Source organism: Neorhizobium puerariae, assembly GCF_042429745.1.
In the GTDB taxonomy this organism is placed as follows: domain Bacteria; phylum Pseudomonadota; class Alphaproteobacteria; order Rhizobiales; family Rhizobiaceae; genus Neorhizobium; species Neorhizobium puerariae.
Window position 1 is genome coordinate 18,481 of record NZ_JBHMAA010000034.1, and the last position, 13,606, is coordinate 32,086.

At 63.8% G+C, this 13,606-nt stretch carries 11 protein-coding genes; 4 read left to right on the plus strand and 7 right to left on the minus strand.

The features are described from left to right. Positions 1–16 precede the first annotated feature (16 nt). Positions 17–1,471, plus strand: a complete 1,455-nt coding sequence (locus ACFFP0_RS26815) for a glutamate synthase subunit beta (protein WP_377265278.1) — start codon at positions 17–19, stop codon at positions 1,469–1,471. A gap of 132 nt (positions 1,472–1,603) precedes the next feature. Here ACFFP0_RS26815 and ACFFP0_RS26820 read toward each other — a convergent pair whose 3' ends face one another. Continuing rightward, on the minus strand, positions 1,604–2,848 hold the full coding sequence (locus tag ACFFP0_RS26820) for an SGNH/GDSL hydrolase family protein (RefSeq protein ID WP_377265279.1): 1,245 nt from the start codon (positions 2,846–2,848) through the stop codon (positions 1,604–1,606). Positions 2,849–2,916: 68 nt separating this feature from the next. Then, complete coding sequence (locus ACFFP0_RS26825) at positions 2,917–4,137, minus strand: lytic murein transglycosylase (protein WP_377265280.1); 1,221 nt, start codon at positions 4,135–4,137, stop codon at positions 2,917–2,919. Positions 4,138–4,340: 203 nt separating this feature from the next. Here ACFFP0_RS26825 and galU point away from each other — a divergent pair, with 203 nt between their 5' ends. After that, entirely contained in the window at positions 4,341–5,228 is an 888-nt protein-coding gene (gene galU / locus ACFFP0_RS26830; RefSeq protein WP_377265281.1) for a UTP--glucose-1-phosphate uridylyltransferase GalU, read from the plus strand. A gap of 58 nt (positions 5,229–5,286) precedes the next feature. On the opposite strand, the gene ACFFP0_RS26835 is transcribed toward galU, so the two are convergent. Continuing rightward, positions 5,287–6,807: an outer membrane beta-barrel protein gene (locus tag ACFFP0_RS26835; protein ID WP_377265282.1), complete on the minus strand. Its 1,521-nt coding sequence runs from the start codon at positions 6,805–6,807 to the stop codon at positions 5,287–5,289. A 145-nt stretch (positions 6,808–6,952) separates the two neighbouring features. Between ACFFP0_RS26835 and ACFFP0_RS26840 the strand changes: the two genes are divergently transcribed. After that, positions 6,953–7,948 carry a KpsF/GutQ family sugar-phosphate isomerase gene (locus ACFFP0_RS26840; protein WP_377265283.1) on the plus strand — a complete coding sequence of 332 codons (996 nt, stop codon included), beginning with the start codon at positions 6,953–6,955 and terminating at the stop codon, positions 7,946–7,948. An 11-nt stretch (positions 7,949–7,959) separates the two neighbouring features. Here ACFFP0_RS26840 and ACFFP0_RS26845 read toward each other — a convergent pair whose 3' ends face one another. Together ACFFP0_RS26845 and ACFFP0_RS26850 are read right to left on the minus strand one after the other, a co-directional pair. Continuing rightward, positions 7,960–8,418 (minus strand): NfeD family protein, encoded by a 459-nt coding sequence (locus tag ACFFP0_RS26845; RefSeq protein ID WP_377265284.1) that lies wholly within the window; start codon positions 8,416–8,418, stop codon positions 7,960–7,962. A 3-nt stretch (positions 8,419–8,421) separates the two neighbouring features. Next, positions 8,422–9,447 carry an SPFH domain-containing protein gene (locus tag ACFFP0_RS26850; RefSeq protein ID WP_377265285.1) on the minus strand — a complete coding sequence of 342 codons (1,026 nt, stop codon included), beginning with the start codon at positions 9,445–9,447 and terminating at the stop codon, positions 8,422–8,424. A gap of 138 nt (positions 9,448–9,585) precedes the next feature. On the opposite strand from ACFFP0_RS26850, the gene queC reads away from it, so the two are divergent. Beyond that, a complete protein-coding gene (queC, locus tag ACFFP0_RS26855) occupies positions 9,586–10,296 on the plus strand; it encodes a 7-cyano-7-deazaguanine synthase QueC (protein WP_377265287.1) in 711 nt (236 codons plus the stop codon). A gap of 4 nt (positions 10,297–10,300) precedes the next feature. Here the strand turns inward: queC and hemH are convergent, their stop codons facing one another. Together hemH and ACFFP0_RS26865 are read right to left on the minus strand one after the other, a co-directional pair. After that, positions 10,301–11,335 (minus strand): ferrochelatase, encoded by a 1,035-nt coding sequence (gene hemH / locus ACFFP0_RS26860; protein WP_377265288.1) that lies wholly within the window; start codon positions 11,333–11,335, stop codon positions 10,301–10,303. Between the two features lie 134 nt (positions 11,336–11,469). Continuing rightward, complete coding sequence (locus ACFFP0_RS26865; RefSeq protein ID WP_377265289.1) at positions 11,470–13,446, minus strand: 5'-nucleotidase C-terminal domain-containing protein; 1,977 nt, start codon at positions 13,444–13,446, stop codon at positions 11,470–11,472. Positions 13,447–13,606: the final 160 nt, after the last annotated feature.

Consider the following 13,606-nt stretch of genomic DNA (forward strand, 5'->3'; position numbering starts at 1 on the left):
ACGTGAGGGTAGATCATTGGGCAAGGTAACGGGTTTCCTGGAAATCGACCGGCAGGTGGCGAAGTATCAGCCGGCCTCCGACCGCATCCGCCATTTCCGCGAATTCACGATCCCGATGTCGGACGCGGAAGTCACCAAGCAGGCGGCGCGCTGCATGGACTGTGGCATTCCCTATTGCCATGGCCCGACCGGCTGTCCGGTTCACAACCAGATTCCGGACTGGAACGACCTCGTCTACAACAACAAGTGGGAGGAGGCGATCCGTAACCTCCATTCCACCAACAACTTCCCGGAATTCACCGGCCGCGTCTGCCCCGCACCCTGCGAAGAAGCCTGCACGCTGAACCTCGAGGATGCGCCGGTCGCCATCAAGACCGTCGAGCAGGCGCTTGCCGACAAGGCCTATGAGCTCGGGTTCATCGCGCCGCAGCCGGCGACGGTCCACACCGGCAAGAAGGTCGCCATCGTCGGCTCCGGCCCGGCCGGCATGGCGGCGGCCCAGCAGCTCGGCCGCGCCGGCCACGACGTGCATGTCTACGAGCGCGAGTCGAAGCCCGGCGGCCTGCTGCGCTACGGCATTCCGGACTTCAAGATGGAGAAGAACTTCATCGACCGCCGCGTCGAGCAGATGAAGGGCGAGGGCGTCACGTTCCATACCGGCGTCAATGTCGGGGTCGACATGCCGGTCGAAAAGCTGATCGCCGATCACGACGCCGTGCTTTATTGCGGCGGTTCGGAAACCCCGCGTCCGGCCGGCATTCCCGGAGCCGACCTGCATGGTGTCTATGACGCGATGCCCTATCTGGTGCAGCAGAACCGCCGCATCGGCCGCGAGAACATCGACAGCGTCGCGTGGCCGTCCGATCCGATCCTTGCTGGCGCCAAGCATGTCGTCGTCGTCGGCGGCGGCGACACGGCGTCCGACTGCGTCGGCACGGCCTTCCGCCAGGGCGCCGTCAAGGTGACCCAGCTCGACATCCGCCCGCAGCCGCCGGAAAAGGAAGACAAGCTTGCCGTCTGGCCGTTCTGGGCCACGAAGATGCGCACCTCGTCGTCCCAGGCGGAGGGCGCGGTGCGCGAGTTCCAGGTGGCGACGCTCGAGTTCGTCGGCGAGGACGGCCAGCTCACCGGTGTCCGTTGCTGCGAAGTCGACGAGCGCCGCAAGCCGATCGCCGGCACGGAATTCATCATCAAGGCGGACCTCGCCTTCATCGCCATCGGCTTCTCCGGCCCGCTGAAGGAAGGCGTGCTGACGGAACTCGACGGCAAGCTTGATGTCAACGTAGACCGCCGCGGCTCGACCAATGTCGTCGCCAACGAGCGCGACTACAAGACCTCGGTCGACAAGCTCTGGACGGCGGGCGACGTGCGCCGCGGCCAGTCGCTGGTGGTCTGGGCGATCCGCGAGGGCCGGCAGGCGGCACGCGCGATCGACGAGGCCCTGATGGGAAGCTCCGTTCTGCCGCGGTAAACGCGTCGTTCCCGGCGCGGGTTGGCTGGATCTCCAAACGGTGAGACAGCCAGCTCCTCCAAAGCCGGAACATGAAGCCCCGGCTGTGCCTGCAAGAAGAGGCGGCGGCCGGACGAGAGGCTCCGGATCAGCTTACCGCGTCGCCGATCCGGCGGCCGGCACCCGGTAATCGTCGATGCGGCCGGTGGGGGCGGGGGGAAGTTCTCCGCGCTTGACCAGCCTGTCGCGCGGCGTTTCCACCGCAACGGCGGGGAGCGGAGCGGCTCCGAGCAGGTCCTTGCCGCCGTCGAGCTCCGGGTCGGAAAGACTGATCGGATGCGCCGGAACCGTCTGGCCAGCGGCGTTCGGGAGCGTCGAAAGCGGCGGCAGGTTGCTGCCGTCGAGCTTGACCAGATCGGGGCTTGCCATGTCGCCCACATGTCGGCGCACGAATTTTTCCACGTAGAAGGCAAGCTTCTGCTTGCCGGCCTTGGTGAAGGTGATGCCGTCCGAGCCGCGCAGGCGCACCTGCTGGCCGTTGACGTCCGAGCCGGTGATGACGAACTTGCCGTCCTCGTCCACGAAGCCTTCCCAGATATCCACGAATTCTCCGCCGGCCTTTTCCGTCTGGTTCCGGTAGATGGCGTTGAGGGTCACCGCGTCGGCCATCATCGAGGGTGACTGGAACGAAGGCAGGCCGACCCAGAGCAGCGGCAGCTTGCGGGAGGTGACGATGCCGGCCAGCTCGGCCACGCGCGTCTCGTATTCCTTGAACCACGCGTCGCTTCGGAATTTTTCCTTTGCGTCGCCGGTCGTCATCTGCTGGCGGTCGTTGGCGCCGATCATCACCACGACGACGGCGGGTTTCGCCTCGTCCAGCATGAGGGGAAGTTCCCGCGGCCAGTCGAAATGATCCTGCCGGACGAGCCCGGACGAACCGTCGCTGCGCTGGCTGACGGCCACTCCGGGAGACGTCGCGAACGCGTTTTCCAGCTCGCCGCCGAGGCCGCCGGCCATGAAGTCCCCGATCACCAGGATCTGCTTGGCATTCTCAAGCTTGGCGACGGGTTCCGGGGCAGGGGGCACGACGGGCTGCTGGGCGCGCGGCGGCGCAGCCCGCCCGGGCGCGGTCCGGTTGCGCGGCGGACGGGCGGGGACGTCGACGATCGAACCGTTGCGATCATAGCGGCGACGGGGTGCGCGCTGATAGGGGTCGTAGCGTTCGTAACGCTCGTAACGCGGTCCGCCGAACAGAAGGTCGAAGAGGTTACGGCGCGGTGCGGGCTCCTGAGCCGAAGCCGGAGGTGTTCCGGCCGGCACGGCGAGCACCAGGGCAAGGAGGAATACGCCCAGGCGAGCCCAAATCCGTTGTCCGCCGATATTCTGCAAAGCCTTCATGTCTTTGACGCCTTACGCATCCACAGGCGTTTATTTCGAGAAACGATGTGGGGCGCGATGCCCGCTTGTCAACGCAAAGCTTCGAGAAGTTGCCGTGACGGCTCGCCGCTCTGCTGCATGCCGAGCCGTTTCTGGATCGCGGAGATGGCGGCCTTCGAGCCGGAGCCGAAGTTCCCGTCGACCTCGCCGTCGTAATAGCCGAGCTCCTTCATGCGCGTCTGCAGTTCGAACTTCTGCCTGATGTCGAGCGTGCCGTTCGGCCGGGGCCATGCCTGCTGCACGCCACCGTAGCCGGCGATCTCGTCGGCCAGCAGTCCGACCGCCAGCGCATAGCTGTCTGCGGCATTGTAGCGCTTCACCACGAAGAAGTTCTTGAGCATGAGGAAGGCCGGCCCGTTCTCGCCTGCCATCAGCTTCAGCGTGGCGCGGTCGGCGCCGCGGGGGAAATTCTTGCCGTTGGCGCGGGCAAAGCCGAGTTTTGCCCATTCGGCGAGCGTCCTGGTCTGGCCCTCGTAGCGCGCGCCATTGGCGGGAAGTGCGGTTTCGTAGCCCCAGGTCTTGCCCGTGGTCCAGCCGTTCTTGGCGAGCAGGTTGGCGGAGGTGGCGAGCGCATCCGGCACGGAGTGCCAGATGTCCCGCTTGCCGTTGCCGTCCGCATCGATGGCGTAGAGCAGGTAGCTCGTGGGGATGAACTGCGTATGGCCCATGGCGCCTGCCCAGGAGCCGGTGAGCTGCTTCGGCGTCACATCGCCCGACTGGAGGATCTTCAGGGCGGCGATGAGCTGCGTGCGCGCATATTTCGAGCGGCTCGAATCGCCCCAGGCCAGTGTCGCCAGCGCCTGCGGAACGTGGTGCAGGCGATCGGGCTTTTCCAGAACCGCGCCGTAATTGGATTCCATCGACCAGATGGCGAGAAGGATGTTCTTGTCGACGCCGAAATGTCGTTCCAGTGCGTTCAGCGTGGAACCGTATTTGGCGGCCATCTCGCGGCCGATGCGCACTGTGTAGGGGTTGACGCGGGAATCGAGATAGTCCCAAATCTTCGACTTGAACTCAGGCTGATAGGCCGCCTTTTCGAGCACGTCCCGGTCCGGCTCGGTAATGCCGGCAAAGGCTTTCTCGTAGGTGGAACGGGTGATGCCGCTCCTGGCCGCGGTGTCGTAGAATTTTACGATCCACGCCTTGAAACCGGCATCGGCCTGGGCATCTATCGGCATTGTCGCCGTGGCCAGTCCGGCGAACAGGGAGAAAGCGAGCCCGCGCAGGAGGTTGGTGCGAAATGTCTTCATCGGCAGTCGTGTCCATTCTTCTTCTTAACCAAGCCCGAAGGCGAGAGTGGCATGCGGCTTAACGATGTAATAACAGAATAGGGTCAACAAATTCTTTACCATGGAAATCCGATCGGCGGCAGTCTTTGCGAAACGGTAGCAATTCGCGGATAGACGCCAGGAATGGCACAACTCGCACAATGATGTGCTTTCAGGAGGCACGAGTGGCACAACAAAAAAAGATCCGTAAGGCAGTCTTTCCGGTAGCAGGTCTGGGTACGCGCTTCCTGCCCGCAACCAAGGCCGTGCCGAAGGAAATGCTGACGGTGGTCGACAAGCCCGTCATCCAGTATGTCGTGGATGAGGCGGCCGAAGCGGGGATCGAGCATTTCGTTTTCGTGACCGGCCGTGGCAAGGGCGTCATCGAAGATTATTTCGACATCCAGTACGAACTGGAACAGATGCTGCGCGAGCGCAACAAGAATGCCGAACTCACCCTGCTCGCCGGTCTTCTGCCGAAGGCGGGCACGGCGAGTTTCACGCGCCAGCAGGTGCCGCTCGGTCTCGGCCATGCGGTATGGTGCGCCCGCGACATCGTCGGTGACGAGCCTTTCGCCGTGCTTCTGCCGGACATGATCATGTCGGCGGAAAAGGGTTGCCTGAAGGGCATGGTCGAGCTTTATGCGCAGACCGGCGGCAACGTGCTCGCCGTGCAGGAATGCGATCCGGACCAGGCGCACAAATACGGCATCGTCGGGGTCGGCGCGGCTGTCGGCGATGGCTTCAAGATCACCCAGATGGTGGAAAAGCCCGCCAGGGGCACCGCGCCGTCCAATCTCTACATCAACGGCCGCTACATCCTGCAGCCCGAGATCTTCAAGATCCTGGAAACGCAGGAACGTGGCGCCGGCAATGAGATCCAGCTCACGGACGGCATGCTGACGCTTGCCAGGGACCAGGATTTCTCCGCCTACAAGTTCACCGGCGAGACCTATGACTGCGGCGCCAAGGACGGTTTCATTCTTGCAAACCTCGCCTTCGCGCTGCAACGCGCCGATATCCGTCCGGCAATCGAGGGGCCGCTCAAGGCGCTGATTTCGACGCTGAAGTAAGAAACGAAGCACTGTTTAAAAAAGAGCCCGGGCCAAGTGCCCGGGTTTTTGCTGGGGGTCAGCGTTTCAGCGTGAGGCCGACGCCTGCGCGGACGATGCTTTCATCCGATCCCCCGCCATCGGCACGCTCGTATTCCACGTCGCCGGTCAGGTCGAGATAGCGATTGATCGCCCAGGTGAGGCCCGCGCCGGCGACCCAGACGGTCTCGTCGCTGTTGCCGCTCGAAAAATCGCGGAGGGTCGAACCGCCGGTAAGCCGGGCTATGAGGTTGTCGCGCATCTCGTGGGCAAGCCCGGCGGTGAGCTGGTATTCCACCCAGCCGCTTTCACCCGCGGTGGTCGAATCCTGCACCGTCGTGCGAAGGCCGAGATTGACGTTGGTGCCGCGCTGCGGCGACCAGGTCGCGTTGCCGTTGAAGGTGACCGCGCCGACCGATTTCAGGCGGCTGTCCTCGTAGTCGACGAATTCGTAGCCGGTGCCGATCTCGCCGCGCAGCTTTTCCCCCAGGTCGAATTCCACGCCCGTCCGGGCCGCATAACTTTGCGAGGACCGGGCGTAGCCGGAATTGTCGCGCTTCCGGTCGTAGAAGGTGTGGCCGGTCGCCACTTCCACATAAGGGATCAATGCGGGCGAAAGCTCGTAGCCGAGCCGCAGGCGGCCATCGATGCCCGTGTTGTTGCGATCCTTCATGCTGAGAACGGTGCCATCGGAAAGTTTGGCGTCGGTATAGCTCGCGCGGGAAAGATCGAGCGCGGCCGTGCCGCGAACCTTGCCAAAATCGCGCTCCACCGAGAGGCCGCCAGTGAACTCGTTGACGCCCGATTGGGTCGTGGCGCCGCCGATGGCATTCGGATCGTAATCGTCCTCGCGCGTGAATCTGTAGCCGCCGGTGACATGGGCAACCGTATCATCGGCAAGATCGAGCCGGAGATCGGCATTGATGTTGGCTTCCGGGCGTTCCCCCCGGTCGCCGCCGCTGATGTTCCGTTCGAACGTGCCTTCCCCGGTGACCGTCAGCGAATGGCGCGACCAGTCGGAGGAGAGGGTGCCGCGGATGGCGGTCGCCAGATAATCGCGCTGGGTCTTCGTTCCGCTGGAACGGGTGATTTCCGTATCGACGCTCTGGTTCACCGACGGGCGGAGAAGGAAGCTGCCGAGACGGATGCCGGTCGGATCGCCTGGTTCCCGCGGCTGTTCCTGTGCATCGATCGGCTCGGACCCGGGGTCCAGCGTCTGATCGTAAGGCTGGTTCAGATCCTCTTCGTAGGGAGGGTCGATACCGGCCGTCCGGCTGTTTCCCGGTATCGTACCGGTGGTGACGTTCGGATCGTTCCGGTTCGGGTCGCCGACGACGCCGGTGGCATTGATATCCGTCTGCGTCGCAACCGTGCTTCCCGGAACCGTTGCGGAGGACGCCGCCGCCGTGCCGGTCACGGTCGGCAGGGAGCCTTCCCGCGGTGGGAAAGGGCTTTGCGTCTGGGCGATGGCCGGCGAGACGAGGGCCGAGCAGGCAAACAGCAAGCCGACCGCCGTCCGGCGCCGCTCACGCGTCCTGCCTTTGCTCGTGGTGATCTTCATAGGCCTGCCTGGGCGATCGGAATGCTTACCCAAACGTAAAGCCATGTGGTTAACGTTTGGTTGAGCCTGCGTATCGTCCCGGGAAGATGGCGGCGATAGTGCAATGCAGGTGGACTTGGGAGATGAAAGGCGCTAAGGCTTCGTCATGATCAAGAGAGCTTTGCAACTTGTCGAACATGACGTCGTCGACTCTGCGTTAAGGACGATTTCCTTCGGGAAACAAGGGCTTAACGCACTGGAAGAAGCCCTTCAGAACGGTCTGGGCGAGAGTTTCCGCAAGGCGGTGGAAATTATAGGTAGCATCGATGGCCGGGTCGTCGTGACCGGCGTCGGCAAGAGCGGCCATATCGGCCGCAAGATCGCCGCAAGCCTTGCATCGACCGGCACGCCCGCCTTCTTCGTTCATCCGGTGGAAGCCAATCACGGCGATCTCGGCATGATCGCTGCGGGCGACGTGGTGCTCGCCCTTTCCTGGAGCGGGGAGACCGCGGAGTTGCAGGGTATCGTTTCGTTTACCCGGCGTTTTTCCATTCCGTTGATCGCGCTGACCTCTGGCGGGCTTTCGACGCTTGCCCGCGAGGCCGATGTCGTCCTGCTCCTGCCCAAGGAGCAGGAGGCCTGTCCGCACGGCCTGGCGCCGACCACGTCGACGCTGATGCAGCTCGCCATGGGGGATGCGCTCGCCGTCGCGCTTCTTGAAGCACGCGGCTTCTCGGCGACCGATTTCCGCGTCTATCATCCGGGCGGCAAGCTCGGCGCGATGCTCTCCCACGTCAGCGACCTGATGCATACCGGCGAGCGGCTTCCGCTGGTGAAGAAGGGCGTCTCCATGCCCGAGGCCATCCAGGAACTGTCGCACAAGCGTTTCGGCTGCGTCGGTGTGATCGATGACGACGGATGCCTTTGCGGTGTCGTCACCGATGGCGATATCGCCCGTCATCTCGATGTCAACCTGCGCGAGACGCTGGTCGACGACGTGATGACGACGAATCCGAAGACGGTCCGCAAGGAGACCCTTGCCACGGCCGCGATGGCGCTTCTCAACAAGCACAATATCGGCGCATTGCTCGTCGTTGACGAGGATCGCAAGCCGATCGGCATCGTGCATTTCCACGATCTGTTGCGCGTCGGCGTCGCCTGACGCCTGCAGTTTCAGGCGGTCTCGACGGTGAGATCGCGGCCGCTTGCGGCAACCACCTTCACGCGCGTACCGGCCGGCAGATCCGGCCCCATGACGGACCACCAGGTGTCGTCGAGGTGAATGCGGCCGCGCCCTTCCGTGATCGGTTCGCGAAGCGTCGCGGTGCGGCCGACCAGGCTTTCGCCGCGACGGTTCAGCAGAGGCTCGTCGCTTGCCTGGCCGCGGCCGGCGTAAAAGCGGCGGCCGGCAAGCGCGAAACCGATCGAGAGCAGGGCGAAGAGCAAGAGCTGGATCTGCCAGCTCCAGAACCCGGTCTCCCAGAGGGCCAGCGACAGCGCGCCGACGACGATCGCGGCGACCCCGATCCAGATCAGGAAAACGCCCGGTGCGGCGAGCTCGGCGGCGAGCAGGGCGAGACCGAGAATCCACCAGCTCCAGGGGCCGAGACCGCTCACGAGATCGTGGATCATGGCTCAGGTCTCGGATGGCGGTGTGAAGGGGCCGACGGTTGGCGTCGTGCGCGGAGCCAGAGGCGGGCGGGGGGCGACCGCAGGCCGGTGCGGCGCGCCCGGGGCAGGGCCATCCCCGAAGACCTCCTTGGCAATGGCGCCGATGCCGCCGAGAGAGCCGATGATGGAGGAGGCTTCGAGCGGCATCAGCACGATCTTGGCGTTGGTCGCCTTGCCGATTTCCACCAGCGCCTCGGTATATTTCTGCGCCACGAAATAGTTGATGGCCTGCACGTCGCCGGCGGCGATCGCCTGTGAGACGGCCTGCGTCGCCTTGGCTTCCGCTTCCGCCAGGCGCTCGCGCGCCTCCGCCTCCCGGAAGGCGGCTTCGCGTTCGCCTTCCGCCTGCAGCACCGCGGCCTGCTTGGCGCCCTCCGCGCGAAGGATCTGGGCGTTGCGGGCGCCTTCGGCTTCGAGAATCTGGGCGCGCTTTTCGCGCTCCGCTTTCATCTGCCGCGCCATGGATTCGACGAGGTCCGCCGGTGGCTGGATGTCCTTGATCTCGATGCGGGTGACCTTGATGCCCCAGGGGTGCACGGCCTCGTCCACGACCCGAAGGAGCCGCTCGTTGATGACGTCGCGATTGGAAAGCAGTTCATCGAGGTCCATCGAGCCCATGACCGAGCGGATATTGGTCATCGTGAGGTTCTGGATGGCGTTTTCCAGATTGGATATCTGGTAGGCGGCCTGGGCCGGATTGAGCACCTGATAGAACGCGACGGCATCGGCCGAAACGCTGGCGTTGTCCTTGGTGATGACCTCCTGCGTCGGAATGTCGAGCACCTGTTCCATGACGTTCATGCGGGCGCCGATGCGCTCGATGAAGGGCGTGATCAGGTTGAGGCCCGGTTCGAGCGTGCGCGTGTAGCGGCCGAAGCGTTCCACGGTGTAGCAAAAACCCTGCGGCACGGTCTTGATCCCGGCGAACAGGATCAGGATGGCCAGAATGACCGCTGCGATCACGACGATATCGAAGCCACCTAGAACCATGATTTTCCTCCGGCTTTCCTCTTGCGTGGCCTGATCCTATTCAACCGGGATGCGGTTCACAAGCAGGCCGGGGCATTCTAAAGGGAAGAACTGCAATACCGGTCGCAGCCTACCCGGTCAAAACAAGGATACCTGATCATGAAAACCATCGTCGTCTGCTCCGGCGGACTGGACTCCGTTTCCCTTGCACACAGGATTGCGGGGGAGCAAGAACTTCTCGGTCTTGTCTCGTTCGACTACGGCCAGCGGCATCGCAAGGAACTCGACTTCGCGGCCGCCTGCGCCGGAAGGCTCGGCGTCCCTCATCAGGTCGTCGACATGCGGACGATCGGCGGCGAGCTTTCCGGCTCGGCCCTGACCGACGACGTCGACGTGCCGGACGGGCATTATGCGGAGGAGACGATGCGCATCACGGTCGTGCCGAACCGCAATGCGATCATGCTTGCCGTCGCATTCGGCATCGCGGCGGCAAGGCAGGCGGAGGCGATAGCGATCGCCGTCCATGGCGGCGACCATTTCATCTATCCCGATTGCCGTCCGGGCTTCATCAATGCCTTCCAGACGATGCAGGACCATGCGCTCGACGGTTATGCGTCGGTGAAGCTGCTTGCCCCCTATGTCAACGGCTCCAAGGCGGAGATCGTCGCGGACGGCGCACGCCACGGCGTTCCATTCGCCGAGACATGGTCCTGCTACAAGGGCGGCGTGCGCCATTGCGGCCGCTGCGGAACCTGCGTCGAACGGCGGGAAGCTTTCCATCTCGCAGGCATCAATGATCCGACGGATTACGAGGATGCGGATTTCTGGAAGGCGGCGACCGAGGGGTTCAGGGCTGAAGAGGTGAGGTAGAGCCTCAAACCCAGCCCTGCAGTTCCCGGCGTACCACCTTTTCCAGCACGGTCATGCCGCCTTCGCTGTCGTTGAGGCAGGGGATGTGCGCGAATTTCTCGCCGCCATGGTGCAGGAAGGTCTCGGCCGCCTCGCCGGCGATTTCCTCCAGTGTTTCCAGGCAATCCGACACGAAGCCGGGATTCATCACCGCGATGCGTCTGACGCCCTGTTCGGCAAGTTTCTCAACCGTCTTGTCCGTGTAGGGCTGCAGCCATTCCTCCGGCCCGAAGCGGGACTGGAAGGTGAGCATGAAATTCCTGTCCGTCAGGCCGAGCGCGTCGCGCAGCAGACGGGCGGTGGTTTCGCACTGCTGGCGATAGGGATCGCCTTTTTCGGAATAGGAGATCGGGATGCCGTGGAAGGAGGCGAGCAGCATTTCCGGCTGCCAGTCGAGCGTCGAGAGCTTCTGCCGTACGGAGGCGGCGAGCGCCTCGATATAGGCCGGATCGCCGGGATAGGGGGGCACGGTGCGGACGGCCGGCTGCCAGCGCAGCTTCATCAGATGCTCGAAAGCCTTGTCGTTGACGGTCGCCGTCGTGGAGGCCGAGTATTGCGGATAGAGCGGGAAGACGAGGAGCTTGTCGCAGCCCCGTTCCTTCAGGGCATCGATGCGCGAGGCGATCGATGGCTGGCCGTAACGCATCGCCCAGTCGACCACGACGTTCGGCAGGTCCTTCAACCGCTCGGCCATCAGCTCGCCCTGGTTACGGGTGTAGGTGCGCAGGTAGCTTTCGTTCAGGTCCTTGTTCCAGATCGCCTCGTAGGCCTTGCCGACCTTCTGCGGCCGTTTGCTCAATACGATGCCATAGAGGATGGGATACCAGTAGAGCCGCGACCACTCGATCACCCGCCGGTCCGAGAGGAATTCCGCGAGATAGCGCCGCATCGGCCAGTAGTCGGTGCCGTCCGGCGTGCCGAGATTGACGAGCAGCACGCCGACTTTGCCGGAACTCGGCTGCAGGTGGCCGGTGGACATGGGATCGGATTGGGAAAGCATGGCCGCCTTTCAAGCTTGAGAAGCCCGGAATCGATATCTTTCCGGTCGCGTGCCGGTTATTTAGAAACAAAAACCGGTCCGGGAAAGCCCGGACCGGCATTTGAGAAGAGACAAATCGTCCAGTTCAAGCCGGCTTACTTCGCCGGCAGTTCCAGCTCCGCTCCGACATGGAGAAGGTTCGGGTGGCGCAGTCCGTTGGCCTTGGCGATCTTCGTCCATTCCGCACCGTTGCCATAGTGGCTTTCGGCGATCTTCCAGAGCGAGTCACCCTTGGCGACCGTATATTTGGCCGGGCCCGCCGGCTGAGGTGCAGCAGAGGCTGCCGGCGCGGGCGCGGCCGGTGCAGGGGCTGCGGGCGCGGCAGCGGTCTGCGACGGGGCCGGGGCCGCCGGCGCGGCAGGAGCCGCAGCCGTGGGAGCGGGCGCAGCGGGAGCGGCCGTTGCAGCCGGCGCCGGAGGAGCCGCCGGAGCGGGCTTCGGCGGCGGCGTGTAGCTTGCGGGCGTCAGGTCGGTGATGTGGCCGTCCGTATAGGGCTTGTAGGGATTGCGGGCGGCGATGAATTCGGCCGTGACGTCGGCGAGGTCCGGACCGTAGTCGTAGGCATTCTTGCCGCCGGTCTTGAAGACGGCATAGCCGTCGCCGCCGGCGCGCATGAAGTTGTTGGAGACGACGCCATAGGTCTTGGCGGGGTCGATCGGCACGAAGTTCCCGCCTTCCTTGACCTGCACGTCGCTGACCTTGGCTCCGGCCGGCTTCGACTTGTCGAAGGAATATTTCAGGCCGGACACCTGGGGGAAGCGACCGGCGCCGTCATCGATCTGGCTGACGCCGTTCTCCAGCGCCTTCACCACGTCGGCGCCGGTAAGCTGGAAGGTGGAGAGCGTGTTCTGGAAGGGCAGGACGCTGACGACTTCGCCCTGGGTCACTTCGCCTGCGTCGATCGAGGCGCGCAGGCCTCCGCCGTTCTGGATGGCGATCTGGATGCCCTGGTTCTTTACCCGGTCCAGCATGGCGTCGGTGACAAGGTTGCCCATCGAGCATTCCTTGGCACGGCAGGAACGGCGGTCGCCGTCGATGACGCCTTCCGAGGCGCCGACGACCTTCTTCTTCATGTCCTCGATCGGCTTCTTCAGCTCGACGATGCGGGCAGCGAGCGTCTGATCCGGCTGAAATGCCTTGTCGAGGAGGATCGGCTCGCCGTTGGCTTCCTTGACGACGCCGTTGTCGTCGAAAACGACCTTCATGTCGCCGAGATATTTCGAATATTGATAGGCCTGAACGACCGGAACCTTGTAGCCGCCCGGATTGTCGGACCAGGTCGGGTAGGGGCCGGCGGCATCCTTGGCGATGTTGGAAAGCAATGTATGGGTGTGGCCGCCGACGACCACGTCCACATCCGGAATCTTGGCGATGGCTTCCAGATCGCGCGGGTAGCCGACATGGGTCAGCGCGATGATCTTGTTGACGCCCTGCGCTTTCACCGCCTGCACGGCTTCGGTGATCTTGGCCACGTCGTCGGCGATCGTGATGTTCGGGCCGGGATTGGCGATTTCCGGCGTGTCGTTGGTGACGGCGCCGACGATGCCGACCTTCTGGCCGCCGATGTCGAGGACGATGAAGGGCTTGATGCGGTCGCCGATCTTGGCGGCGGCGGCCGGCACGACATTGGCGGTCACGACCGGGAACTGGATCTTGTCAAGGAAGGTGGCGAGCACGTCGTCGCTATCGTCGAACTCATGGTTGCCGACGGTCATGGCGTCGAACTTCATGGCGTTCAGCACTTCCGCTTCCGCGCCGCCCTTGTAGGTCGTGTAGAAGAGCGAGCCCTGGAAATTGTCGCCGCCGTTCAGCAGGATGACATTCTTGTTCTGGGCCTTCAGCGCGTCGCGGGTCTGGTTGATGGCGCTCAGCAGGCGGGCTGCGCCGCCAAAGCACTCGCCCTTGCCTTCATCTTCGGCAGAGCAGGTGGAATCGGTCTTGTTGATGGACTCGATACGCGAATGGAAGTCGTTGATGTGCAGGATATTGAGCTCGAAATCCGCGAGGGCCGCGCCGGTGGACAGGGCCAGAACCGAAACGGTCATCAGCCCCATTCTCAATCTCTTCGTCATCTGGTCTCTCTCCTTTTTATCGGCCGGCTGCCCGCCGCCCCATCTTGCCCGATTGTTCTACCGTTCCACCGTGACAATCGTTGTGCGGCGCATGGTTTCATCAAGAGAAGGTCGTTTCAAGGGAAATATGACAATCGTGCACATGGAGGACATCTCGCGG